Genomic DNA, 25016 nt, shown 5'->3' with positions numbered 1-25016 from the left:
CCCCTGCCCGACGCCCTGGAGTGCCCATGTCCGCCGATGCCCTGCCGACGTCCGCCGCCCCGCCGACGACGCCGCCGACGACGCCCCCGCCGCGCGAGCAGCTCATGACCACCGAGCTGGTCCCCGAGCAGGTGCTGCCCAAGGTGATGAGCACGTTCGGCCTCACCGCCACCTACGTGTTCATCATCTGCTGGATCACCGGCTCCTCGGTGATGGCCACCGGCGGCTGGAACGCGATCCCCATGTGGGTGCTCGGCATCGCGCTGTTCCTGGTTCCGGCCGGCCTCGCCGTCGCCGAGCTCGGCAACCTGTGGCCGGGGCAGGGCGGGGTCTACATCTGGGCCTACCGCACGATGAACGAGCCGCTGGCCTTCTTCGGCGGCTACCTCTCCTGGATGCCGGTCATCCTCAACGGGGCCGCCTCGCCGGCCATCGTCGTGCAACTGCTGTTGCTCGCCTTCCACGCCGAGATCGGCATCACGCTCAGCATCATCCTGCAGTTGCTGATCCTCTGGGTGGTCATCGGCCTGGCGCTGGCCAAGCTCGCCGCCAACCAGAAGATCATGAACGCCGCCTTCCTCACCTACGGCGCGCTCACCGCGGTCATCTTCGTCGCCGGTGCCCTGTACGCGGTGAACAACGGCGGCCCGGCCACCGAGTTCGTCGCCCGCGACGCGCTGATCCCGAACTTCGCCGTCGGCGGCTTCCTCTTCGGCACGGTGCTGCTCTACCTGGTCGGCGTCGAGACCCCGTTCAACATGGGCGCGGAGTTCCTGTCGGTGAAGCGCAGCGCCACGCGCATGATCGGCTGGGGCTCGCTGGCGCTGATCGCCATCTACCTGCTCACCACGCTCGGCACGATGATGGCCCTGCCGTCGGCGCAGATCGACCCGGTCACCGGCGTCATCGGGATGCTCGACGTCGCCGGCTTCCCCGGGCTCATGGAGATCGCCGCCGTCGTCCTCGCGCTCATCGTCTTCGTGGCGCTGGTGACCTACCAGATCGCCTACTCCCGGCTGATCTTCGTCTCCGGCCTGGAGCGGCACCTGCCGCGCATCTTCACCCACCTCAACCCGCGCACCCGCAACCCGGTCACCGCGCTGCTGGTGCAGGGCGCGCTGTCCTCGACGGTCATGGTGGCGCTGTTCTCCCAGTCCAGCCTGGCCAACGTCACCGTCTACCTGACCGGTGCGCTCAGCGTCGTCTGGCTGGTGTCGGGGTTCTTCTTCTTCGTGCCGCTGGTGCGGGCGCGGAAGCGGTACGCCGAGCGCTACACCACCGAGGACTTCTGGCGGATCCCCGGCGGCATGCCCGCCGTCTGGGCCGTCGCGGTGATCGGCTCGCTCAGCACCACGGCCGGCATCTACTACTCCTTCGCCACCCCGTGGATCGACGTCCCGGCCGCCACCTGGATGACCTGGCTGGGCTCGATCGTCGCCGTGGCCCTGGTCGTCGGCCTGCTGGTCTACGTCTTCGGACGGCGGTCGGCGGCGAAGCTCAGCGCACCCGACGCCCTCGCCCACCTGGCCGTGCTCGAGCTGCCGCAGCAGCGCTCGGCGAGCACCGAGCCCACCCCCTGACCCCGCACCACCACACGAAGGAGCACTTCCCAGCATGGCCGTCGACACCACCCTGACCGATCTGCTCGACACCCCGCCCAGCGGTGTCGCGCACCCGCTGGACCCGCTGACCGGCGCGGAGATCGAGCGCGCCGCCGCGATCATCGGCGCGAGCGAGCACGCCACCGAGAGCCTGCGGTACGTGATGATCTCGCTGGCCGAGCCGGCCAAGCCGGCCGACCTGGTCTTCGACGCGACGGCGCTGCCGCCCCGGCAGGCGTTCGCCGTGGCCTACGACGGGGCGCAGAAGATGATCTACGAGGGGATCGCCGACCTCGACGCGGGCACGGTCGTCTCCTGGACGCCGGTGCCCGGGCGCTTCCCCTCCTTCCTCGCCGAGCACATGGAGGGCGTGGAGAAGATCGTGGTGGAGGACCCGCGCTGGCAGGAGGCGATGCGCAAGCGCGGCGTCACCGACTTCAGCCTGGCGATGGTCGACCCGTGGCCCACCGGCTACTACGGCGCGCAGGACCACTACGACAACTCCCCGCTGCTGTGCCGGCCGCTGACGTTCATCCGCGCCGAGCCCGGCGAGCACGGCTACGCCCGGCCGGTCGAGGGCGTCATCGTCACCTTCGACCTCGACGCGATGGCGGTCGTCGACGTCGAGGACCACGGCGTGGTGCCCCTCCCCCGGTACGCGGGGAACTACGAGGAACGCTTCATGTTCGCCGAGGGCAACCGGCCGGCGTTCCGCCAGTTCCGCGACGACCTCAAGCCGATCGAGATCACCCAGCCCGAAGGGCCCAGCTTCACCGTCGACGGGTGGAAGGTCGACTGGCAGAAGTGGTCGCTGCGGGTCGGCTTCAACCCCCGCGAAGGCCTGGTCCTGCACCAGCTGTCCTACGACGACCGCGGCGTGGAGCGGCCGGTCATGTACCGGGCGGCGCTGTCGGAGATGGTCGTCCCCTACGGCGACACCGCCCCCACCCACTGGAACAAGAACGTGTTCGACATGGGCGAGGTCGGGATGGGGCTGATGGCCAACCCGCTCACCCTCGGCTGCGACTGCCTCGGTGAGATCTTCTACTTCGACGGCGTCGTCAACGACTCCCTCGGCAACGCCGTCACCATCCCCAACGCCGTGTGCATGCACGAGGAGGACTACGGCATCGCCTGGAAGCACACCGACTTCCGCACCGGGCTCGTCGAGGTCCGCCGCTCGCGCCGGCTGGTCATCTCCTTCATCGCCACCGTCGGCAACTACGAGTACGGCTTCTTCTGGTACCTCTACACCGACGGCAACATCGAGTACGAGGTGAAGCTCACCGGCGTCCTCACCACCGGCGCGATCGCCGAGGGCGAGAAGCCGCGGTACGGCAACCTCGTCGCCCCGGGCCTGTACGGGCCGCACCACCAGCACCACTTCAACGTCCGCATGGACATGGCGATCGACGGACCGGCCAACACAGTCCTCGAGGTGGACTCCATCCCCGAGCCCGACCCCGCGCTCAACCCCCACCACAACGCCTGGATCACCCGGGAGACGCCGGTGCGCTCCGAGGCCGAGGGCGCACGGGACTGGGAGTTCTCCACCGCCCGGTACTGGAAGATCGTCAACCCCTCGAAGGTCAACGAGCTGGGCAGCCCGGTCGGCTACAAGCTCATGCCCCGCGAGGTCGTCCCCTCGATGCTGCAGGAGGGCTCCGCGATCTACGACCGGGCCCGCTTCGTGCAGCACAACCTGTGGGTGACGAAGTACGACCCGCGGGAGATGTACGCCTCGGGCAACTACCCCTACCAGTCACCCGACGCCCAGGGCCTGCCCGAGTACATCGCCGACGACGCCCCGTTGGAGAACACCGACGTCGTGCTCTGGTACACCCTCGGCGCCCACCACATCGTGCGGCCCGAGGACTGGCCGGTCATGCCGGTGGCCTACATCGGGTTCATGCTCAAGCCGGTCGGCTTCTTCGACGGCAACCCCGCACTCGACCTGCCGCCGAGCGCGTCCTGCTCGCACTGCCCCGCCGGCGCCTGCACCTGCGGGCACTCCGAGACCCACCGCGGGCTCCCGCTCGCCGAGCACGGGGACGCCTGACCCCGAGGCGCACCCCGGTCCGGCGCCGTCCCCGCGGGGGCGGCGCCGGACCCGTCCCGGTCAGGCCTGCCCGCGGCGCCGGCCCAGGCCGACGCAGACGAGCAGCAGTCCGACGGCGAGAAAGGCCAGCTGCATCGCCGGGAAGGCCAGGCCGAGCGCGACCAGCTGGACGACCATCCAGCCGACGAGCAGGGCGCCCACCGCCGCCGTCGCCGTCCACCCGCGGGGGTCCCGTCGCAGCAGCAGGACCAACGGCACCAGGGGCAGCAGGCCGAAGAGCAGCACCAGCGCGATGCCGGGCAGCGTGTAGTCGCCGAGCAGGGGCCAGTCCGGCAGCTCCGCCGTCGTCATGCCCAGCCCCCCGCCGCTCGGGTCGGCCAGGAACCCCAGCCCGCCGGCCCAGCCGCCGCCGGCCAGGACGGCGAGCACCGCCAGGGTGACCAGCCGGACCCCTCCACCGGCCCGGGACGGAGGAGCGGCGCTCACCCCGCCATCATGCTGGCTCGGCCCGGGCCCGCCAGCGGGGATCGCGGCCGGTGCGGCCCAGCAGCCGGTCGAGCGCCGGTGCGCCGTCCGGCACCGGCACGGGCGGGCCGAACAGCCCCTCGGGCTCCTGCGACGGGTCGCTGCGGTCGCCGACGAACTCCAGGCAGGCCTGCACGGCGGCCGGATCCGCCCGGTAGGCCTGGCCCGTGGCGACGGCGAGGTCCCAACCGTGCACCAGCACCTCGTCCAGGGCGACGGCGGCCATCGCCGGCGCGGGCATGCGCACGCCGGCCACCTCGGTCTCCCCCTCCCACGCGGCCGGGTCGCGCCAGGCGGCGGCCAGCGCCTCGAGCTGCGCGGGCAGCCGGGTGCGCCAGTCCGCGGGGATGTTCGCCGCGTCGGCCGACGGACCGCCGTCGAACGCGGTCTTCTCCGCGGCCAGCCGGAACGCCAGCGCCAGGCCGGTGAGGTGGTCGAGCAGGCCGGCCACCGACATGCCCGCGCACGGGGTGGGGTCACCCAGCTGGGCGTTCCGCACCCCGGCCACCACGCGGGCCAGCTCGGCGGTCTGCGGGCCGAGGTCGAGCGTCGTCGTCTGCATGCCCGGTACGACGGCGGCGCCGCCGCGAAGTCATCGGTGCGGCCGCAACACGCTGTTCACCGCGCGCCGCGACGGGCGGAAACGTGCGCCCGGCATCGTCCGGCCATGGCCTTCCCCGTACTCCGCCGCCGGCGCTCCCGACCCGACCCGGCGCCGCCGGCGGAGGCGGCCCGGCCGGTGCGCAGCGCCGCGCTCTACCCGGTTGGCGGCCTGGTGCCGGGCCTCGCGCTGGCGACGTCGCGGGCGCTGTACCCCCGCGCGTAGCGGGGCCTCAGCGCGCGGGGGTGCGGCCGAAGCGCTCGGCGGTCCGCGCGGTGAGCTCGGGCCAGACGTGCGGGTCGTGCCCGGGGACCAGCGGGTAGCCGCGGGCGGCGGCGAGCGACTTCAGCCGCCGGATCTGCTCGACGCACTCCTCCGGCGAGGCGTTCACCCGCCCGCCGATGGAGACCTCGTCGGTGATGTTCTCGGTGAGGTCGGCGGCGTCGAAGGCGAAGACGTAGCCGCCACCGCCGACGCTGTCGTCCAGGTCGACGACGAAGCTCTGGTGGCCGGGCGTGTGCCCCGGGGTCAGCACGGCGGTCACCCCGGGCGCGATCTCGACGTCGCCGTCGGCGAGGCGCCAGTCGTGCCGGGGGTCGTCGAAGTCGATCCGGTAGATCGCGTGCTGCTCGGCCTCCGGCGTCAGCCCGAACTCCAGCTCGCGGCGCTGGGCGTGCACGGGCCGGCCGGTGAAGTGCCGCAGCCCGCCGGCGTGGTCCAGGTGCAGGTGGCTCAGGCCCACCGCCTGCACCTCGGCGATGTCGATGCCGGCGTGCGCGAGGACCTCGTCCAGCGGCTCCCCCGGGCCGGGCAGGATCGCCCGGTGCGACGGGTCGCCGTAGAAGCGCCGGCGCAGCGCCGGGTCGTGCAGCAGCGCGGTGTTGAAACCGGTGTCCAGCAGCAGCCAGCCGCCGTCGCAGAGCAGCAGGATCCCGGGCACGGGCTCGCGCATGCGCTCGCCGGCCGGCGCGCCGTCGACGGAGACGCTCTTCTCCAGCTCCTCCCAGCCCAGCGTCAGCAGCACGACGTCCCGCACTCCGGTCCTGGCCATGACCTCTCCCTCGATCGCGTGCGACGGGACGGGCGGGTGCCCGTTCCGCGGGAACCGGGAGGGCCGGCGGTTGCCCGCCGGCCCTCCCGTCGTGCTCAGGCCGACAGGCCGGCGATCCGCAGGCTCATCGTCGCCGCGATGTCCTTGGACTCCTCGACCCCCTCGAGCCAGTTCTGCGCGACCATGAAGTCCTTCCGGTAGGCCAGGTTCGTCCAGCACCCGGTCCCCGTGGCCAGCTCCCCGATCTCGGCGAAGATCTCCGGGTCACCGGTCTCCAGGGCGCTCGGGAAGAGCTCCTCGATCGCGGGGTCCCAGCAGCCGAGGTAGTTAAGGCCACCGTCCTGGGCGTACAGGATGTGCGCCGAGGTGTACGGGTGCGCCGCGTCGGGCCAGTAGGAGCTGAAGAACGCGTTGGGCGCGCCTTCCTGGTTGCCGATCCAGCCGAACACCTCCGAGGTCGTGTAGCCCTGCACCTCCGGCGTCAGCCCCAGGCCCTGCAGCTTGGCGCTGACCAGGTTGGCCAGCTGCTGGTCGTCGGGCTGGCTGGTGTCGTAGCCCAGCACGATCGTCTTCTCCTCGGCCGAGGCGTTCGCGGCGATCTCCTCCAGCGGCGCGGTGTCCGCCTGGATGTCCTGGACGTCCAGCTCCGCGGGCAGCAGGCCGGCGGGGTAGTTGCCGGTCGGCTCCTCGCTGCGGCCGGCGAAGACCTGCTCCCGCAGCGCCTCGATGTCGATGGCCTGCTGGAACGCCCGCCGGGCCGCCACGTCGGTGAACAGCCCGGTGTTGGGGTTGAGGTACATCTGCTCGGTCATGAACGACGGGAGGCTGTAGCTGGTGACGTCGTCGTTGCCGAGGTAGTCCTCCACCGCCGGCGCGTTGAGGTCGTGCAGGATCGCGTGCAGTTCGCCGTCGTTGAGCATGAGCTGCTGGGTGGACAGGTCGGTGATGACCGGGATCTCGACGGTGTCGAAGTGGACGTCGCCGCCCCACCAGTCCTCGTAGGCCTGCATCTGGTAGGCCTGGCCGACGTCGGCCCGGGTGAGCGTGTACGGCCCGGTCCCGGCGTCGTTGGTCTGCAGGTAGGTCTGGGCGAAGTCGTCCCCGGCCTGCTCGGACAGGACCGTGGGGCTCATCATCTTGGGCCCGTAGGGCGAGGCGAGGTAGTCGAGGAACGCCGAGTTCGGCGCGCTCAGCGTGATGACCACCTCGGTCGGGCTGGGCGTCTCCACCGACACGACGTCGGTGACCATGTAGGCCGGTCCCTGCCCGACGGCCAGCCGGCGGTCGAAGGACGGTTTGACCGCCGAGGAGTCGAACGGCGTGCCGTCGTGGAACGTCACGCCCTCGCGCAGCGTCAGGGTGTAGACCCGGTTGTCCTCGGACACCTCCCAGTCGGTGGCCAGCGCCGGGGCCAGGGTCGGCACGTCCGTGCCGACCTCGTACTGCAGCAGGCCCTCGTAGATGTTCTGGGTGAGGATCAGCCCCTGCCCGGCGTAGTAGATGTCGGGGTCCGGCGGCTGGCCCGGGTCCTGCAGGAAGGACAGCCGCAGGACGCCGTCGGTCGGCGCCTCGCTGGTCACCTGCGGCTGCTCGCCGCCGCCACCGCAGGCGGTCAGGACGAACGCCGCCGCGAGCGGCAGCGCCAGCCGGCGCAGCACGCGGGATGCCGAGCGGGTCATGCCCCCACCTCCACGAGCTCACGCGGGGCGCCCAGCGCGCCGAACGCGGCGACGATCTCCTCGGTGCTCCGGCGGGCGCCGGACTGCAGGTACTCCATGGCGTCCAGCGCCGCCTCGTGGCGGGCCGTCGTCGAGCCGCCGACGCAGTCCTCGACCACCCGCACGTGGAAGTCGCGCTGGTGGGCGTCGGCGAACGTGTACTGGACGCAGACGTCGGTGAGGCCGCCGATCAGGATCAGCGTCTGGGCCTGCACCGCGCGCAGCACGATCTCGAACTCCGTGCCGATGAAGCCGGAGTAGCGGCGCTTCATGATGAAGAACTCGCGGTCGTCGGCCGCCGGGTCGGGCATCAACGTGGGCCACAGGTCGGTGCCGGGCTCGCCGTCGACGCAGTGCCGGCCCTCGGCCCCGTCGAGCTCGCGGCCGAAGTCGATGCCGCTGGGGCGGTGCAGCTCCTGGAAGAACACGATCGGCACGCCGGCGGCCCGGGCCGCGGCGACCAGCCGCTCGGCGCGCTCCACCCGGCCGTCGAAGCCGGGCATGAAGGTCATGCCCGCGACGTCGGGCGGCATCGCGCCGGCCTGCTGGATGTCGACGACGACCAGCACGGGCCGGCCGACGAGAAGGGGTTGCTGCACGGGGGGCTCCTCGGGGGTGACGGGATCAGGACGTGCGGTGGGTGCGGGCGGCGCCGGTGCCGGCCGAACGGGGGTCGACGTAGTCGGGTGAGGTGAGACCGATCCGGCGCATCGCCATGCCGGTCATCGCCTCGCGCACGGCGCGGTGCGCCAGCAGGGCGGTGATCCCCGCCGTGCCGTCGTAGGGAGGGCTCACCTCGACGACGTCCATCCCGACGATGCCGACCTCGGCGGCCAGCCGGCGGACGGTCCGGAGGATCTCCGCGCTGGTGAGCCCGCCGGGCTCCGGCGTCCCGGTGCCGGGCGCGTAGGCGGGATCGCAGACGTCGACGTCGAGGGAGATGTAGAGGTGGTCGGCCTGGTCGAGGGCCTCGTCGAGGGCCCGCTCCAGGACTGTGTCGAACCCGTCCCGGCGGATCTCGGCCATGAAGTGGGTGCGGAGCTGGTGCTCCTCCATCCAGTCGAGGATCGGGGCGTCGGGCCAGTACCCGCGCAGGCCCACCTGGACGAAGTTCTTGCCCGGGACGGCGCCGCTCTCGATCAGCTTGCGCATCGGGGTGCCGTGGCTGGCCAGCGAGCCCGGGGAGTCCGGCGCGGTGTCGGCGTGCGCGTCGAAGTGGATGATGCCGACCTTGCCGTGGCCGTAGGCGTCGGCCACCGCGGTGGCGCAGGGCCAGGTGATGGCGTGGTCGCCGCCCAGGACGATCGGCACCACCCCGGCGTCGACGACGCCGCCGACGAACTCGCGGACCAGGTCGAAGGTGCCCAGGGTGTTGCCGACCAGCACCTCGGCGTCGCCGTAGTCGCAGGCGCGCAGGTGCGCCAGCGGGTCCACCCGGACGTCGAGGTGCGGCAGGCTCGACCCGTAGCCGCCGATGTAGTCCGCTGACCGGATCGCCATCGGGCCCAGGTGGGTGCCGGCCCGGCCGGTCACGGTGCCGTCCCACGGGACGCCGAGCACGGCGACGTCGATCTCGCCGGCGGTGAGGTCCTCCGGGGTGAGACAGACCGGCAACTTCATGAACGTCTGGATGCCGGCGAAGCCGCGCTCGCCGCGGGGGCGGTTGACCGCCACCGGGCCCGGCGTGCGCGGGGGCAGCTGCCAGTGCGGGAACTCGTCGGCGCCCTTGAGGGCGTGGCTGTGGGAGTGACCGTGGTCGTGCGACACGGGGGGTCAGGCCTCGATTCGGGGGTCGGCGGCGGCCTGGAGCAGGTCCACCAGGGTGTTGATCAGGACGTAGGCGACGCCGAGCACCAACATGACGCCGGCGATGGCGGTGAAGTCGTCGACGGGGATGCTCTGCGCGGTGTACTGGCCGAGGCCGGGCCAGGAGAAGATGAGCTCGACGACGAGGACGCCGGCGAACATCAGCCCGACCTGCAGCCCGGTCATGGACAGCGCCGGCCCCACCGAGTTCCGCAGCACGTGCCTGCGCATGACCTGGAAGTCGGTCAGGCCCTTGGCCCGGGCGGTGCGGGTGTAGTCGGTGCGCAGCGTCGAGACCAGGCTGGAGCGCAGCACGCGGCCGATGGCGACCGCCGGCCCGATCGCGATCGCCATCGCGGGCAGCAGCAGGTGCAGGAGGGCGTCGCCGAGCACGTCCGGCCGGGCGTTCAGCACCGCGTCGACGGTGAGCAGCCCGGTGGGCCCGGTCGGGGCGTCGGAGATGCCGGTGCGCCCGGTCGCCGGCAGCCAGCCCAGCGTCTTGTAGAAGACGATGATCCCGCCGAGGGCCAGCAGGAACGCGGGCATCGCGGCGCCGGCCATGAGCACGAACCGGAACAGCCGGGCGCCGGGCCAGCGCAGCGTCGTCGCCACGGCGAAGAGCACGCCGAGCGCCACGGCGAGCAGCAGCCCGAACGCGGCCAGCTCCAGCGTCGCGGGCAGGAAGGTGCCGATGTCCTCGCTCACCGCGCGCCGGGTGCGGAAGGAGTCACCGAGGTCGCCCTGCACCAGGTTGCCGACGTAGCGGAAGTACTGGGCCGCGAGCGGGTCGTCCAGGCCCAGCTCGGCCCGGGTCTCGGCGACGAGTTCCTGGGAGGCGTTGGCGCCGAGCATGGTGCGCACCGGATCGGTGCTGGACACCTGCTGCAGCCCGAACAGCACGGCGGTCAGCGCCAGCAGGATGAGCACGACGGCGGCGAGCCGCTTGGCGACGAGGAGAAGCACGGTGGAGTCCTCTCAGCGACCGGACATGAGGTTGCGGATGCCGTCGCCGGCGACGTTCGCGCACAGCGCGAGCACCGCGACGGCGAGACCGGGCATCACCGGGATCCACCAGTCCTGCAGCAGGAAGCTGAGGTTCCGGGCGGCGTCGGCCCCCAGCTCCGGGGCGGGCGCGGACTGCCCGAGCCCGAGGAAGGACAGTCCGGCGAGGGTGAGCACCAGGATCCCGAGGTCCTGGCTGGCGGTGACGACGGCGGCGGGCACCGCTCCAGGGAGCAGGTGCCGCGTGGCGATGCGCACCGACCCGGCACCGGCCAGCCGCGCCGCCTCCACGTGCGGCCGGACCGCCAGCGCCCGGATCTCGCCGCGGATGATGCGGGCGTAGAAGGGCCACCAGACGATGGAGACCGCGATCAGCGTGTTGACCAGGCCCTTGCCCAGCGCGGCGACGACGGCGATCGCGACCACCGCCGAGGGCAGCGAGAGGAACCCGTCGGTGATGCGCATCAGCACGGTGTCGACCCACCCACCGCGGGTGCCGGCGACCAGTCCGACCAGCCCACCGATGAACAGGCCGAGGGCCACCACCGCGAGCGCGGCGAACCAGCTCGACCGCAGGCCGTAGATGACGCGGCTGAGGATGTCGCGGCCGACGCTGTCGCTGCCGAGCAGGAAGCCGTCGGTCATCGGCGCGGCGGACGGCATCCCGACGACGTCGAGGGGACCGTACGGGGCCAGCACCGGTGCGGCGAGGGCGACCAGGGTGAGCGCCCCGAGCAGGCCGGCCGCGGCCAGGTCGGCCCGGCGGCCCCAGGACCTGCTTCCCCGGCGGCTGCGCGTGGGCGTCGCCGCGGGCGGCGCGATCTCGGCAACGGCCACGTCAGATCTCCTTCTGGCGGATGCAGGCCACGCGCCGGGAGTCGGCGTCGAGCAGGAGCTCGGTGCCGAACCGGAGGCGCTCCAGCGGGACGAAGAGCTTCGGGTCCGCGCACTCGTCCACGGCGAACGGGCAGCGGGGGTGGTACTCGCACCCCGGCGGCGGTGCCAGCGGCGACGCCGGATCGCCCTTCAGCGCGGGCGGGGCGACGCCGAAGTCGGGCACGGCGGCCAGCAGCGACTTCGTGTACGGGTGCTTGGGCTGCCGGATGACCTCGTCGGCCTCCCCCACCTCCACGATGCGACCCAGGTACATGACCGCGATCCGGTCGGAGACCACCCGGGCGACCGAGAGGTCGTGGGTGACGAAGACGACGGCCATGCCCAGCGAGCGGCGCAGGTCCTGGATCAGGTTGAGCACCGTGGCCGCGAGCGAGACGTCCAGCGCGCTGGTGGGCTCGTCGCAGAGCAGCACCTCCGGCGGCACGACCGTGGCCCGGGCCAGCGCGACCCGCTGGCGCTGGCCACCGGAGAGCTCGCTGCCGCGGGCGTCGTGGACCGCGTCGGGCAGCCCGGTCCGTCGCAGGGCCTCCAGCGCCCGGCTGCGCCGCTCGGCCTTGCCGATCCCCTCGGTGCGCAGGCGCTCGTCGAGCAGCTGGCCGACGGTCATCCACGGGGTGAGCGAGGCGCCGGAGTCCTGGAACACCATCTGCGGCCGGCCGGCGGCGCCGCCGATCGCCACGTCGCCGGCGGTCTGCTTCTCCAGCCCGGCGATGACCCGCAGCAGCGTCGACTTGCCCGAGCCGCTCTCCCCCACCAGCGCCACGCACTCGCCCTCGCGCACCTCCAGCGAGACGCCGCGGAGGGCGCCGAGCGAGGCCTTGCGCCCCCGCCCGGCTCGGACCTTGAAGGTCTTGCGGACGCCCTGCGCCCGGACCGCGGTGCCCGTCGGCAGCCCGGCCGACCGATCGTTGCCGCCCGCCGCGGGCAGCGGCGCGGGTGCGGGGGCGGCGGCCAGCGCGAGCACCGCCTCCGGTGCGGCGATGCAGGCCCGGCGGTGCCCGTTCCCGATCGGCAGCGCGTCGGGGACCAGGGTGGTGCATGCCTCGGTGGACAGCGGGCAGCGGGGCTCGTAGGGGCAGCCGGGCGGGAGGTCGGCCGGATCGGGGGCGCCGCCCTCCAGCGCCTGGATCGGGCGGGTGCGGTCGGTGGCCAGGGTGAGCCGGGAGCGCATCAGGCCGACGGTGTAGGGGTGCGCGGGCTCTCGCAGGACGGTGGCGGTCGGCCCCACCTCGGCGACCCGCCCGGCGTACATGACGGCCACCCGGTCGCTCACCTGCGCGGCGACACCCAGGTCGTGGGTGATCAGCAGGACGCTGCAGCCGACCTCGTCGCGCAGCCGGCGGAGCAGGGCGAGGACCTGCGCCTGGACGGTCACGTCGAGGGCGGTGGTCGGCTCGTCGGCGATGACCAGGGCCGGGTCGCCGGCGACGGCCATCGCGATCATGACCCGCTGGCGCAGCCCGCCGGAGAGCTCGTGGGGGTAGGCGTCCAGCCGGCGCTCGGCGTCGGGGACCCCGACCGCGTTCAGCAGCCGAAGCGCCTCCTGCATCGAGCCGGCCGCCTCGGCCACCTGCCGGCCGACCTTCATCGTCGGGTTCAGCGAGGTCATCGGGTCCTGGAAGACCGCACCCAGCGAGACCCGGCGGACCTGCCGGCGCACCTCCGGGCTCGCGGTGAGCATGTCGGTGCCGGCCACCCGGGCGACCCCGCTGGTGCGCGGGTGCGAGCCCTCCGGCAGCAGCCCCAGCAGCGCGAGGCTGAGCACGCTCTTGCCGGAGCCGGACTCGCCGACCAGGCCGAGGATCTCCCCCCGCCCGATCTCCAGGTCGACGCCCCGGACCGCCTCGACCTGCCGGCCGTTGCGGGTGAACCCGACGTGCAGGTCGCGCAGCTCGGCGACGACGTCGTCGCGGGACGGCGCGGGTCCGGCGTGCCCGGCACCGCTGCGGGCGGGTGCTGCGGCGGTCGAGTGCGTCATCCCATACCTCCGTGTGGGATCGGCGCCGGCCAGGAGGCAGCCGGCAGCGACTGTCTCCCGGGCTTTTGTCCCGCCGTGGAACGGGACGAGTCCCGCCTGCACCTCTCGGACCAGGCCCCCCGGTCAGACCGGGAGCGGAACCCTAGGTGCGCCCCACCGGAGTGGGTCGCGGATCAGTGAACTGGGCCCGCGTGACCTGCGGTTTCCGCCGGTGTTCCCTTCGTGTGACGAGAGGGTGGCCCCCGTCACACGCGGGTGACCGGCTCGTTCCCGGGCCAGAAGGCCACCGCGCGGCAGGGGGCGCCGTCGGCCCCGGCCAGCCGCAGCGGCAGCACGCTGAGCCAGGCCCCGGGGCGGTCGACCTGCTCGAGGCCGGTCAGGTTCTCCACCAGGACGCCGTCGGCCGCGGCGACGAGCTGGTGCACCGGCAGCTGCGCCGGACCGGTGCCGTCGAGCACCGTCGGATCGAGGTTGGGCGCGTCGATGCCCACGGTGCGGACGCCGGCGTCCAGCAGCTGTGCCGCGGCGTCCGGGGTCAGGTACGGGTGGTCGAAGTAGGCCGGCGTCCCGCGGTGCGCCGCCCACCCGGTGTGCAGCACCAGCGCCACCCCGGCGCGCAGCCGGTCGCGCACCGGGGCCAGCCGGCCCGGGCCGATCGGCCGCCGGGGGCCGAGGCCCCGGACGTCGGCGACGACGAGCGGACCGAGGAAGCGGTCCAGGGGCAGCTCGTCGATCCGCAGCCCGTCGGCACGCACGTGGAACGGCGCGTCCACGTGCGTGCCGGTCTGCGAGCCCATCGCCAGGTGCAGCACGTTGAAGCCCTCGACCGCGACCGTCGCCGCCGGGCGGGTGCGCAGCGGCGGATCGCCCGGGAAGACGGCGACGTCCTCGTCGAGCGGGACGGACAGGTCGACGATCGGGGGCACGGGAGCCTTGCTACCCGCTCACAGGTCCCGCAGGTAGCGGCGGCGCTCCCAGTCGGTGACCGAGGCGTGGAAGTCGTCCCACTCCCGCCGCTTCATGTCGGCGTACTCGGTGACGAACTGCGGAGCGAACACCTCGTGCACCAGCGGGTCGGCCTCGAACGCCTCCACGGCCTCCAGCAGGGTGCGGGGCAGCCGCGGCGCCTCGGAGCCGGACCAGTCGTAGGTGGCGCCCTCGACCGGGTCGCCGGGGTCCAGGCCGAGCTCGATCCCCTCCAGCCCGGCGGCCAGCATCAGCGCGAACGCCAGGTAGGTGTTGGCGGCGGAGTCGACGCCCCGGTTCTCCACGGCGGGCCGGTTGGCCGGCATCCGCAGCAGGCAGGAGCGGTTGTTGTGGCCGTAGGCGGCGAAGGTCGGCGCCCAGGAGATCGAGCCGTCGGCCAGGCGGGGCGCGAGCCGCTTGTAGGAGTTGACGGTCGGCGTCGCGACCGCGGCCAAGGCCGGCGCGTGCCGGAGGATGCCGGCGGTGAACGCGTAGGCGGTCTTGCTCCAGCCCTTTCCGGCGGGGTCGTCGGCGTCCCGGAAGAGGTTCTCGCCGGTTTCGGCGTTCTCCAGGCTCATGTTGTAGTGGTGGCCCGAGCCCCAGCCGCCGGTCACCGGCTTGGGCATGAAGGTGGCCATCAGCCCGCACTGCTTGGCGATCTGGCGGGTCATCACGCGGAACAGCGTGATCCGGTCGGCGGTCTCCAGCGCCGGGGCGTAGCCGAAGTCGAACTCGTACTGCCCGTCGCCGCCCTCGTGGTCGAAGCTGTAGACGCCGAAGCCGAGCTCGCTCATCGCATCGACCATGCGGTCGAGGAACGGCATGGAGTCGAAGGTGCTCTCCAGGTCGTAGGCGGGCGTCGGCTTCATCAGGCTGCTGGCCGCCATGGGCACCAGCTCGTCGGTCTCGTCCTCGACCGGGCGGAAGACGTAGAACTCGGTCTCGATGCCGAGGTTGGCGACGAGCCCCTGGTCGGCGGCGCGGGCGAGCTGACGCTTGAGCGTGGAGCGGGGGCAGAGCGCGAACGGCGTCGTGCCGCCGTAGGCCATGTCGGCGGCCATCCAGACGAACCGGCGGTCCCACGGCAGCACCTGCAGGGTGGCCAGGTCGGGAAGCGCCACGACCTCGTCCTCGTAGGGGTTCATCCGGCCGAGGTCGCCCATGCCGCGCGGGGTGTAGCGCTCGGACCCGGCGAGCAGGTTGGGCAGGTGGTCGATCGGCACGACCTTGCTCTTGCTCCGGCCGTTGACGTCGATCCAGCCGCCGACGGCGTACTTCACCCCCTTGCCCGCCAGCTCGGCGGCCAGCGCGGCGTGGTCGTCCTGCAGTGCGTGCACGGTGTCCATGGGTTCTCCTCGGGGAGGTCGGACGGGCGCCGGGTGCGGAGCCCGCGGGGTGCGTGGGGGCCGGTCAGCCGACCAGCCGTGGCCCGGCCGGTCAGCCGGCCGGCGGTGGCCGGGCCGGTCAGACGGCCAGCGGTGGCCGGGCGGGGACGCCGAGCGGCGGCTCCTCGGTCCGGCCCCGCTCGACCCGGTCGGCGACGGCGCGGGCGGCGCGGCCGAGGAGCTCCTCGCCGAGCTCGGCGCTCGCCTCGGACGGCCGGCCGGTCACGCCGTTGGTGGACAGCGACGGCGCGGTGTACCGGAAGACCAGGTCGGCGGTCCGGTCCTCGTCGTCGGCGTCGGCCATGCGGTCGCGGTGGACGAGGTGCGGAGCGATCGCCAGCACCATCGACGTCTCGGCGCGGTTGGCGTGGATGTCGCCGCCGTCGGCGGTGACCTCGGCGAGCAGCGCCTCGTCGGAGGCCCACCAGTCGACGCTGCCGACGCGCACCTCGGGGGCGTAGAGCCGCAGCCAGTCGGTGGCGGTGCCGATCGTGGCGGTGTTGCCGAGGTGGGCGTTGACGATCAGCACCCGCCGCAGGCCGGAGGCCGCCGCCCAGGCGACGTGCGCCTTGAGCACCTCGGCCAGCAGCGCGGGGCTCAGCGACAGCGTGCCGGGGAGGTCGGTGCCGTGGCCGTAGCTGACCCCGACCGGGACGGCGGGCAGGACGACGCCGTCGACCAGCACGGCGGCCTGCTCGCAGACCGCCGTCGCCACGAGGGTGTCCGTGCCGGTCGGCAGGTGCGGGCCGTGCTGCTCGATCGCGCCCACCGGGAGCAGGCCGACCTCGGTGGGACGGGTGCCGAGCGCCGCGCGCAGGTCGGGCCAGGCGGCGTCCTGCCAGCGCAGTGCGCTCACGCCGTCTGCCCGGCGGCCTGCAGCGCCTCCTGCCCGAAGGACGACAGCTGCAGGCTGCCCTCGGGCAGCTCCAGCTCGCCGGCGGCGATCCGGGCCCGCAGGTAGCTGAAGCTCTGCGCGGTCTGGGCGAACAGGTGGTCACCGGCGAGGAGCGGCTCGCGGGCCGGCTCCCCCTCGGCGACGAACTGCGGCAGCGGCGCGACCAGGGTGTCGTGGTCGACGTTGAAGAACAGCGGGAAGGAGTAGCGCTCCTCCGCCACCTTGCGCACCCGGTGGGTGGTGGCCACGAAGCGGCCGTTGGTCCACAGCTCGAGGATGTCGCCGACGTTGACCACCAGCGTTCCCTCGCGCGGCGGCACGTCGATCCACTCGCCGGCGCCGTTGAGCACCTCAAGGCCCGGAGCGGTCGGCAGCAGCAGGGTGAAGCACTCGTAGTCGGTGTGCGCCCCGATGCCCACGGCGTCCTTCGCCGCCGGGTCGTGCGGGTAGTGGATGAGCCGCAGCTGCGACGGCGGCTTGGTCACGTAGCGGTCGAAGGCGTCCGCCGGCTCGCCGAGGGCGAGGGCGAAGCCGTGCAGCAGCGCCCGGCCCAGCGCCAGGACCGCGTCGTACCAGGCGGCGACCGGCTCGGCGAAGCCCGGCAGGTCCGGCCACTGGTTCGGGCCGAGCATCCGGCCGGCGAGGTGGTCGGCGTCGTCGGCGGGCAGGTCGGCGCCGAGGTCGAAGGCCTCCTTGAGGTCGCGGGTGCCCCCGGCGAAGACCTCCTCGCCGATCGGCACGTACCCGCGGTGGTTCGTGGACCGGCCGATGTAGGTGCGCATCTTCTCCTCGACCGGGAGGTCGAAGAACTCCTTCGTCGCGCGGAGCAGGTCAACGGCGAGCGCCGGGTCGATGCCGGTGCCGCTGACGTAGAAGAAGCCCACCTCGCGGGCGGCCCGGCCGAGCTGGTCGGCGACCCGCCGGTGCTCGGCGGGGTCGTCGCCGCGGAGGCCGGAGACGTCGATCACGGGGACCTCGGTGAAGTCGGTCAGGCTGGTCATGCCGATCTCTCCTCTGGGTGCGGGAACTGCATCGGAACTCGGGAAGGCTGCTGGACGGGGAGCGCGGCGGGGTCGCCCTCGACGGCGCGGATCCGCCAGCGGCGGCGCACCGGAGCGCCGTCGGGCGCGTGGTCGAGGGCCTGCAGGCCGTCGCCGCCGGCGCTGAGCGCGAGGGTGGCGCCGGCGCGGCCGGGCAGGCTGGAGGCGGCGAGGACGACCCGGCCGTCGGCCGCGACCGCGCCGAGGGCGACCTCGGTGTCGAAGGCGGCGAGGGTGCGGGCGCGGGACCCGGACGCGACGACGTCGGCCAGGGTGCCGCCGGGCGGCAGCTGCTCCCGGCGCCCGCGGGCCCAGCCGACGTCGTCCCCGACGCGGACGAGCAGCGCGGGCGCGCCGGTGTCGACGTCCTCCAGCTCGGCGGCGCACACGGGCTGCGCCGGCTCCCGGCGGGTGGGCTGCCACCGCTCGAGGTAGCGGGCGTGCCGGCCGGTCTCGACCAGGTCGGCGCCGTGCGGTTCGAGGAGCCCCTCGTCGGGGAAGCGCTGCGCCGGCTGGAGGTCGACGGTGCGCTCCCAGCGCGTCCACCGCCCGTCGGCGCACAGCTCGCCGGCGAACCCCTCGACGGCGGCCAGCGCGGCCAGCTCACCGGCCGCCAGGTCGCCCACCGGGCCGGCGTCGGGGATCCCGGCGGGCAGCCGCAGGTCGACGTACCGGCGGCCGGCCTGGAGCCAGACCACGGAGGTGGTGCGGTCCTCCGACCCGTCGGGGCGGATCAGCAGGCTGCGCCGCCACCGCCCGACGAGGCGGTCGTCCGGGGGAACGAGGGGCACGGGCGCTCCGGGAGTCGTCCGGACGCGGACGTCCGGAGCCAGACCTCCCGGGCTTTTGTCCCGCCGTGGAACGGAGCCGGAGCCCCGCTGCACCTCTCGGACCAGACCCGCGGACGGCGGAACCCTAGGTGCGCCCCGCCGCTGGGCGGGTCGGGAACCATGTCACCGGCCGCAGATGTCGTCGCCGGGGCCCGCCGGTGAAGATCCTGTTTCGTCTGCCGCCCCGGGGTGCCCGGGGCGGGTTCTGCCGCGGTGCGGCACCCTGGCACCGGTGAGCGATGCCTTCGACCTGCGCCGGTTCGTCGACGCCCAGGCCCAGACCTACGACCAGGCGCTGGCCGAGCTGCGCGCCGGTGAGAAGCGCACGCACTGGATGTGGTTCGTCTTCCCGCAGATCGCCGGGCTGGGGCGCAGCGGGATGGCGCAGCGGTTCGCGCTCTCCGGGCCGGCGGAGGCCCGCGCCTACCTGGAGCACCCGACGCTCGGCCGCCGGCTGGTCGAGTCCGCGCGGGCGCTCACCGCGCTGGACACCGACGACCCGGTGCGGGTCATGGGGTCGATCGACGCGCAGAAGCTGCGCTCGTCGATGACCCTGTTCGCCCACGCCGCGCCGGAGCAGCCGGTGTTCCGCGAGGTGCTCGACCACTACTTCGGCGGCGTCGAGGACGAGGCGACGACCAGCCGGCTCTGACCGCCGCCGCGTGGCGGCGAGGATGGTCACCGGAACGCAATCGACCGCGGCGTGTGAGCCCCGAGCGCGCCGGGCACGGTTCAGCGGTGAGCCAACAGAGCAGTGGATCCGGTTACGTCGAGGCGGAGTACTCGCGCGACTCCCAGTACATCTCCGACCGCATCACGTCCGACGGCACCGGCCGCTGGCCGGTCGAGGCGGGGCGGTACCGGCTGGTCGTCGCCCGGGCCTGCCCGTGGGCGAACCGCTCGGTGATCGTCCGCCGGCTGCTGGGCCTGGAGGACGCCATCTCGATGGGGATGTGCGGGCCGACCCACGACGAGCGCAGCTGGACCTTCGACCTCGACCCCGGCGGCCGCGACCCGGTGCTCGGTTACGAGCGGCTGCAGGAGGCGTTCCTCGCCCGCGACCCCGAGTACCCGCGCGGCATCACGGTGCCGGCGATTGTCGACGTCCCGAGCGGCGCCGTCGTCACCAACGACTTCCCGCAGATGACGCTGGACTTCTCCACCCAGTGGACCGCCCACCACCGCGAGGGCGCCCCCGACCTCTACCCGGAACACCTGCGGGACGAGATGGACGAGGTGATGGAGCGGGTCTACACCGAGGTGAACAACGGGGTGTACCGCTGCGGGTTCTCCGGCTCGCAGCGCGCCTACGACAAGGCCTACGACCGGCTGTTCACCGCGCTGGACTGGCTGAGCGACCGGCTGGAGCACCGGCGCTTCCTGATGGGCGGGCAGATCACCGAGGCCGACGTCCGGCTGTTCACGACCCTGGCGCGGTTCGACACCGTCTACCACGGCCACTTCAAGTGCAACCGGCAGAAGCTCAGCGAGATGCCGGTGCTGTGGGCCTACGCGCGCGACCTGTTCCAGACCCCGGGGTTCGGCGACACGATCGACTTCCCGCAGATCAAGGAGCACTACTACGTCGTCCACGCGGACATCAACCCGACGCAGATCATCCCGAAGGGGCCCGACACCTCCGGCTGGCTGATGCGGCACAACCGCGAGCAGCTCGGCGACCGGCCGTTCGGGGACGGCACCCCGCCCGGTCCCCCGCCGGCGCCGGAGCAGGTCCCGGTCGACCACGGCCCCGGGGGCATCGCGCACCGCTGACCTGTGGACAACGCCGGAGCAGCACCCGCGTAGCTGGCACGGTGACGGGCATGACGACGCCCTCGCTCGCCGACGCCCCCGTCCGCTCCGCCGGCGACCTCACCGACCGTTGGCACGCCGTGCTCGGCTCCGCCGAGTTCCGCGCCCGCAGCCTGTGGCTGACCTGGTTCGGCACCGACGGCCGCCAGCTGCCGGTGGTCGTGCCGGTCGACGACCTGCCGCGCGCCCCCGATCCCGCGGTGCTGGTCGGGCTGCGGGAGGTGCACGCGTCGGTCCTCGGCGACCAGCTCGGCGGCGCCGGCCACCTCGCGCTGGCGCTGTGCCGGCCCGGCGGGCCGGAGATCACCGCGGACGACGACGGCTGGGCCGAGGCGCTGCGGACGGTGCTCGACGACGACCGGGTGGCCGGCTCGTGGAGCCTGCACGTGGCCGCCGGGGGCAGCGTGGTCCCGCTGGTCGAGGCGCCGTCCGGCGTCTGGCCCGGCTGACGGGGCCCCCGCCGGCGGGACCGCGCACCGCTGTCCCGCCCTGGCGGCGCTGCTCCGCCCTCGGGCGGCGCGCTCAGGCCATGGCCTTCAGCTGCTCGATCGCCCGGACCCGCTGCGCGTGGTCGGCGGCGAGCGGCACGGCGTTGAGCGTGGTGACGCCGGCGTCGGCGAAGGCGGCGACCCGCTCGGCGACGTAGCCGCGCGGGCCGACCAGCGAGACGCCCCGGACGAACTCCTCGGGCAGCGCGGCGGCCGCCTCGTCCTTGCGCCCGGCGAGGTAGAGGTCCTGCACGGTGGCGGCCGCCTCGGCGTACCCGTACCGCACGGCCAGGTCGTTGTAGAAGTTCTTCCCGCGCGCACCCATGCCGCCGACGTAGAGCGCGATCTTGGCGCGCACCTGGTCCAGCGCCGCGGCCTGCTCGGCGGCGTCCTCGCTGATCAGCAGCTGGGTGTCGGCGGAGATCTCCAACGGCCCGAGCTCCGGGTCCCGCCGCGCCGTACCCTCGGCCAGCGCCTCCCCGAACGCCGTCGCGCTGCCCTCGGGCAGCATGAAGGCCGGCTGCCACGCCTCGAAGAGCTCCGCGGCGAGCGCGACGTTCTTGGGGCCGATAGCGGCCAGCAGCATCGGGATCCGCGGCCGCACCGGCTCGTTGATCAGCTTCAGCGGCTTGCCCAGCCCGCTGCCGCCGCGCTCGGGCGTGAGCGGCACGTCGACGTGCTCCCCGTGGTGGTCGACCTTCTCCCGGCGCCACACCGCGCGGCAGACCTCCACCACCTCCCGGGTCGTGGCCAGCGGGGCGGTGTAGGGCACACCGTGGAAGCCCTCCACCACCTGCGGGCCCGAGGCGCCGATGCCGAGGGTGAAGCGGCCGCCGGAGAGGAAGTCCAGGCCGGCGGCGGTCATGGCCAGCAGCGTCGGCGTGCGCGAGTAGATGTTGAGGATCCCCGACGCGATCTCCACCGTCGTCGTCTTCGCGGCGAGGTAGCCGAGGTGGCTGACGGCGTCGAAGGAGTAGGCCTCGGCGACGTAGACCGTGTCGAGACCGGCGCTCTCGTACTCGGCGATGACGGCGGTGGTCCGGTCGAACCCTCCGCTGTAGGAGATGGGCATGCCGATGCGCACGGGGAGCTCCTGCCGACGGGGACGGGTATCTGCAACAACCTAGCGAAACCCGCTGTCCTCCGTCCTGGCGTCAGCGCGGGACGGCGATCCAGCCCTCGGACTCGCGCAGCGGGTTCTTCAGCACCTTGCCGCCGGCGTTGCGCGGCAGCGGACCGTCGAGCACCCGCACGAACTGCGGGCACTTGAAGTCGGCCAGCCGCTGGCGGGCGAAGGAGCAGAGCGAGGGGACCAGCTCGTCGGCGGCCACCCCGGGCCGGGGCAGGACGACGGCGCCGACCTTCTCCCCCATCACCGGGTCGGGGACGCCGACGACGGCGACCTCGAGGACGTCGGGGTGCTCGGCGAGGGCGTTCTCGACCTCGACGCTGTACACGTTCTCGCCGCCGCGGTTGATCATGTCCTTGGCGCGGTCGACGATCCGCACGATGCCGTCGGTGATCGTCGCGAGGTCACCGGTGTGCAGCCAGCCGTCGACAAAGGTCTCCGCCGTCCGCACCGGGTCGCCCCAGTAACCGGCGACGACGTTGGGCCCGCGCACCAGCAGCTCCCCCACGCCGGTGCCCGGATCGGGCCTGTCGAGGCGGACCTCGTTCACCGGCGTCGGGAAGCCGACCGCGTCGGCGTGGGTCTCGGCGTACTCGTGCGGGAGGAAGGTGGCCAGCGCCGAGGTCTCGCTGAGGCCGAACCCGTTGCCGAGGCGGGCGGCGGGGAAGGCCTGCCGCAGCCGGTGCACCAGCTCGGGGGCGATCGGCGCGCCCCCGTAGCTGAGCGTGCGGACGGTCGAGACGTCAGTCGTGGCTAGGGCCGGGTGCCGCAGCACCAGCTCGTAGATGGTCGGGACGCTGGTGACCAGCGTGATGCCGTGCTCGGGGATCGCGGCGAGGAAGGCACCCGGCTCGAAGCGGGGCATCAGCACCGACGTGCCGCCCAGGGAGATCTGGGTGAGGAACTGCGAGTTGCAGCCGGTGACGTGGAACAGCGGGACCGAGATCAGGGTCGCGTGCCGGACGTCGGGATCGCGGCTGAGCTCGCGGCAGCGGACGACGGACTCGATGGTGCTCAGGAAGTTCTCGTGGGTGGTCATCGCCCCCTTGGGGCGGCCGGTCGTGCCGCTCGTGTAGAAGAGCGCGGCGACGTCGGTGTGCGCCGGGTCGGGCAGCTCCCCGGGCTCGCCGTCGGGCAGCGGCTCACCGGGGCGGACGACGTGGGCGGCCCCGCAGTCGGCGAGGATGTACTCCGCCTCGGCCGGGGCCAGGCGGGTGTTCATCGGGACGACGACGGCGCCGGCGAGCTGGGCGCCCCAGAAGGCGAGCACCCAGTCGACGCCGTTGCCGAGCTGGACGGCCACCCGGTCGCCGGTCTGGACTCCCGACTCGCGGAGACCGCCCGCGACGCGCATGGCCCGCTGCCAGAGGTCGGAGTAGGTGAGCTGCCCGCCGCCGAGCTCGACGATCGCGGTCCGGTCACCGCGGGTCGTCGCCTGGGCCAGGAGGAGCCGCACGAGGTTGACCGGCAGGCCGGTGTACCGCCGGATGCCGTCGGCGCCGGTCTCGATGCCGCTGGTGTCGAACGGGTGGGTCCCCGTCGCGACGTCGTCCGTGCCCATGCGTCCCCCAGTTCCGGTGAGCTGATCGCCCCGGCCTGGGATTGTGCGCCGGTGAGCCAGGTCTCGTCGGAGGGGGCGGTCACCCGATCCGGCGGTAGCGCCCGGCTGTCCACAGTTACGGAACCGGATTAGGCCGCACCCTGCGTAGTCTCCCGCTGTGCGTGATCTCCGCGGGGGCCTGATCCGGACGACGCTCGGCTGCCTGCTGGCCGGATCGATGGTGCTGACGGGTTGTGCAGCGAAGCAGGAGGCGAACACCACCCTGCCCCCGACCAGCGCCGCCCCGACCCCCGAGCTGCCTCTTCTGGGCCCGGCGGACTTCCCGGTCCCCGACGAGGCCCGCACCAAGGACGCCGCCGGCGCGGAGGCCTTCCTGCGCTACTACGTGGAACTGCTGAACCGTCAGCAGGCGCTGCCGGCCGGACAAGCCATCCGCGACCTCAGCCCGAAGTGCACCACCTGCCTCCGGATCGCTCGCGCCTTTGAGGAAGCAGCGGCCGCCGGTTGGACATACCAAGGTGGCGAGCTGACGCTCAACGACGTCATCGAGCCGCGGCTAGATGGTGATACCGCCAAGCTGATCTTCGGCGTCCGTGTTGAGGCGTTGTCCATCCTTGACTCGGCTCGGGCCCCTGTGCCGAACGGAGAGCAAGCCCTGATGCCGAACGCCGGATCCGGGATGACACTGGCCTGGTCGGACCAGGATGAATCCTGGCTTGCTGCGGGTCTCACGATCGGATGAAGCGCGCGACCGCACGACTTCTCATTCTGTGCAGCGTGCTCGCGGTGTGGTTGTGCTTGCCCGTCGTGAGTGCCTCCGCCTGCATCAGTATTACGGGATGTTCGTCCGAGACCAACGACGGCGCCGTAACTGTCACGTTCGAAGGCGCCGGAGTGGCGGAGGTCGTCGGCGCGAATGACAGCCAGGCTGCGCAGTTCGCCTGGCGACTCATCGACCGATGCCTCGCAGCCGCCGAGACGGTCAACTACTGCTCTCCGAACGACGTCCGCACTTGTCCCGAGCAACCAGATCGGATCATCAGATACCTGGTCGCCCAGTGGCGCCCCATAGTCAGCGACGACGGCACCGTTCGTGAGTCACCTGATACCGAGGACTCAGTGGCGGCACCGCTGGGTTCACAGCCCGGTTCGCCCCTTGGTGACTGGACCTTCGAAGGCGAAGGCTGTTACGACGTCACGCCGCTGAACCCGCCGCCGTCTCCAGCCGAGGTGTTCAGCTACTTCCAGCGTCTGCCGCTCCCCCAGCTCACCACTCGGCACCAGCCACCCGGCGACGGTCTGGCCGGCCTGCCGGTCATCTTCTACACCGACTCCCCCACCACCCAGACCTTCACCGTCGACATCCGCGGCTTCACCGTCGTCATCGAAGCGACCGCCGAGCAGTTCACCTGGCACACCGGCGACCCCACCGGCTCGATCACCACCACCGACCCCGGCCGGCCCTACCCCGACCAGACCATCGAGCACTCCTACCGATCCGGTAGCTACACCGCCCACCTCACCGTCACCTGGGGCGCCACCTTCACCGTCGACGGCAGCGCAGAAGCCGACGTCCCCGGCACCACCACCACCGACGGCCCGCCGGTCACCTTCGACGTCCTGCAGGCGCGGACCGTTCTTACCAACCCCTACGACTGACCGCCTGAGCAGT

24 protein-coding genes and 2 riboswitches are annotated in these 25016 nt (G+C 73.1%); of the genes, 8 read left to right on the top strand and 16 right to left on the bottom strand.

Translation table 11 applies throughout. The annotated features are described in order from the left end of the window. Window positions 1–26: 26 nt before the first annotated feature. A complete protein-coding gene (locus ACI790_RS00870; RefSeq protein ID WP_456567886.1) occupies window positions 27–1580 on the top strand; it encodes an APC family permease in 1554 nt (517 codons plus the stop codon). 34 nt (window positions 1581–1614) lie between these two features. After that, window positions 1615–3660 carry a primary-amine oxidase gene (locus ACI790_RS00865; RefSeq protein WP_456567885.1) on the top strand — a complete coding sequence of 682 codons (2046 nt, stop codon included), beginning with the start codon at window positions 1615–1617 and terminating at the stop codon, window positions 3658–3660. Window positions 3661–3720: 60 nt separating this feature from the next. Here the strand turns inward: ACI790_RS00865 and ACI790_RS00860 are convergent, their stop codons facing one another. Continuing rightward, window positions 3721–4146, bottom strand: a complete 426-nt coding sequence (locus tag ACI790_RS00860; protein ID WP_456567884.1) for a hypothetical protein — start codon at window positions 4144–4146, stop codon at window positions 3721–3723. A 7-nt stretch (window positions 4147–4153) separates the two neighbouring features. Then, a complete protein-coding gene (locus ACI790_RS00855; protein WP_456567883.1) occupies window positions 4154–4747 on the bottom strand; it encodes a TIGR03086 family metal-binding protein in 594 nt (197 codons plus the stop codon). Window positions 4748–4852: 105 nt separating this feature from the next. Here ACI790_RS00855 and ACI790_RS00850 point away from each other — a divergent pair, with 105 nt between their 5' ends. After that, the gene (locus tag ACI790_RS00850) at window positions 4853–5011 is read left to right on the top strand and encodes a hypothetical protein (protein WP_456567882.1); all 159 of its coding nucleotides are present in this window, start codon (window positions 4853–4855) and stop codon (window positions 5009–5011) included. 7 nt (window positions 5012–5018) lie between these two features. Here ACI790_RS00850 and ACI790_RS00845 read toward each other — a convergent pair whose 3' ends face one another. The 12 genes from ACI790_RS00845 to ACI790_RS00790 form a co-directional block, all read right to left on the bottom strand. After that, entirely contained in the window at window positions 5019–5837 is an 819-nt protein-coding gene (locus ACI790_RS00845) for an N-acyl homoserine lactonase family protein (protein WP_456567881.1), read from the bottom strand. A 95-nt stretch (window positions 5838–5932) separates the two neighbouring features. Then, window positions 5933–7516 (bottom strand): ABC transporter substrate-binding protein, encoded by a 1584-nt coding sequence (locus tag ACI790_RS00840; protein ID WP_456567880.1) that lies wholly within the window; start codon window positions 7514–7516, stop codon window positions 5933–5935. Continuing rightward, complete coding sequence (locus tag ACI790_RS00835) at window positions 7513–8154, bottom strand: cysteine hydrolase family protein (protein WP_456567879.1); 642 nt, start codon at window positions 8152–8154, stop codon at window positions 7513–7515. Before ACI790_RS00835 ends, ACI790_RS00840 begins: the two co-directional genes overlap by 4 nt. A gap of 25 nt (window positions 8155–8179) precedes the next feature. Then, complete coding sequence (gene speB / locus ACI790_RS00830; protein WP_456567878.1) at window positions 8180–9322, bottom strand: agmatinase; 1143 nt, start codon at window positions 9320–9322, stop codon at window positions 8180–8182. Between the two features lie 6 nt (window positions 9323–9328). Then, entirely contained in the window at window positions 9329–10324 is a 996-nt protein-coding gene (locus tag ACI790_RS00825; RefSeq protein WP_456567877.1) for an ABC transporter permease, read from the bottom strand. Between the two features lie 12 nt (window positions 10325–10336). Next, window positions 10337–11200 carry an ABC transporter permease gene (locus ACI790_RS00820; protein ID WP_456567876.1) on the bottom strand — a complete coding sequence of 288 codons (864 nt, stop codon included), beginning with the start codon at window positions 11198–11200 and terminating at the stop codon, window positions 10337–10339. Between the two features lies 1 nt (window position 11201). Further along, window positions 11202–13238 (bottom strand): dipeptide ABC transporter ATP-binding protein, encoded by a 2037-nt coding sequence (locus ACI790_RS00815; RefSeq protein WP_456567875.1) that lies wholly within the window; start codon window positions 13236–13238, stop codon window positions 11202–11204. Between the two features lie 52 nt (window positions 13239–13290). Next, a riboswitch (guanidine-I (ykkC/yxkD leader) is annotated at window positions 13291–13395 on the bottom strand. Window positions 13396–13483: 88 nt separating this feature from the next. Next, on the bottom strand, window positions 13484–14164 hold the full coding sequence (locus ACI790_RS00810; protein WP_456567874.1) for a cyclase family protein: 681 nt from the start codon (window positions 14162–14164) through the stop codon (window positions 13484–13486). A gap of 18 nt (window positions 14165–14182) precedes the next feature. Further along, entirely contained in the window at window positions 14183–15550 is a 1368-nt protein-coding gene (locus tag ACI790_RS00805) for a glutamine synthetase family protein (RefSeq protein ID WP_456567873.1), read from the bottom strand. Window positions 15551–15668: 118 nt separating this feature from the next. After that, window positions 15669–16445 carry a creatininase family protein gene (locus tag ACI790_RS00800; protein WP_456567872.1) on the bottom strand — a complete coding sequence of 259 codons (777 nt, stop codon included), beginning with the start codon at window positions 16443–16445 and terminating at the stop codon, window positions 15669–15671. Continuing rightward, complete coding sequence (locus ACI790_RS00795; RefSeq protein ID WP_456567871.1) at window positions 16442–17485, bottom strand: isopenicillin N synthase family dioxygenase; 1044 nt, start codon at window positions 17483–17485, stop codon at window positions 16442–16444. Before ACI790_RS00795 ends, ACI790_RS00800 begins: the two co-directional genes overlap by 4 nt. After that, a complete protein-coding gene (locus ACI790_RS00790; protein WP_456567870.1) occupies window positions 17482–18315 on the bottom strand; it encodes a hypothetical protein in 834 nt (277 codons plus the stop codon). Before ACI790_RS00790 ends, ACI790_RS00795 begins: the two co-directional genes overlap by 4 nt. Window positions 18316–18357: 42 nt before the next feature. Next, window positions 18358–18454, bottom strand: a riboswitch (guanidine-I (ykkC/yxkD leader). A gap of 132 nt (window positions 18455–18586) precedes the next feature. On the opposite strand from ACI790_RS00790, the gene ACI790_RS00785 reads away from it, so the two are divergent. From ACI790_RS00785 to ACI790_RS00775, 3 genes are all read left to right on the top strand, one after another. Beyond that, window positions 18587–19006, top strand: coding sequence for a DUF1810 domain-containing protein (locus ACI790_RS00785; RefSeq protein ID WP_456567869.1), 420 nt, complete (start codon window positions 18587–18589; stop codon window positions 19004–19006). Window positions 19007–19092: 86 nt separating this feature from the next. Next, entirely contained in the window at window positions 19093–20127 is a 1035-nt protein-coding gene (locus ACI790_RS00780; RefSeq protein WP_456567868.1) for a glutathione S-transferase family protein, read from the top strand. Window positions 20128–20177: 50 nt separating this feature from the next. Further along, window positions 20178–20615, top strand: a complete 438-nt coding sequence (locus ACI790_RS00775; protein ID WP_456567867.1) for a hypothetical protein — start codon at window positions 20178–20180, stop codon at window positions 20613–20615. Between the two features lie 73 nt (window positions 20616–20688). Here the strand turns inward: ACI790_RS00775 and ACI790_RS00770 are convergent, their stop codons facing one another. Then, complete coding sequence (locus tag ACI790_RS00770) at window positions 20689–21738, bottom strand: LLM class F420-dependent oxidoreductase (protein WP_456567866.1); 1050 nt, start codon at window positions 21736–21738, stop codon at window positions 20689–20691. Window positions 21739–21808: 70 nt separating this feature from the next. Beyond that, complete coding sequence (locus ACI790_RS00765) at window positions 21809–23344, bottom strand: class I adenylate-forming enzyme family protein (RefSeq protein WP_456567865.1); 1536 nt, start codon at window positions 23342–23344, stop codon at window positions 21809–21811. A 157-nt stretch (window positions 23345–23501) separates the two neighbouring features. Here ACI790_RS00765 and ACI790_RS00760 point away from each other — a divergent pair, with 157 nt between their 5' ends. Then, window positions 23502–24086 carry a hypothetical protein gene (locus tag ACI790_RS00760; RefSeq protein WP_456567864.1) on the top strand — a complete coding sequence of 195 codons (585 nt, stop codon included), beginning with the start codon at window positions 23502–23504 and terminating at the stop codon, window positions 24084–24086. Beyond that, the gene (locus ACI790_RS00755; RefSeq protein WP_456567863.1) at window positions 24083–25003 is read left to right on the top strand and encodes a hypothetical protein; all 921 of its coding nucleotides are present in this window, start codon (window positions 24083–24085) and stop codon (window positions 25001–25003) included. Before ACI790_RS00760 ends, ACI790_RS00755 begins: the two co-directional genes overlap by 4 nt. Window positions 25004–25016 lie beyond the last annotated feature (13 nt).

Source organism: Blastococcus sp. SYSU DS0539 (genome assembly GCF_054050855.1).
Note: the sequence above shows the minus strand (reverse complement) of the source record. Positions and strands in the feature narration are given on the sequence as shown.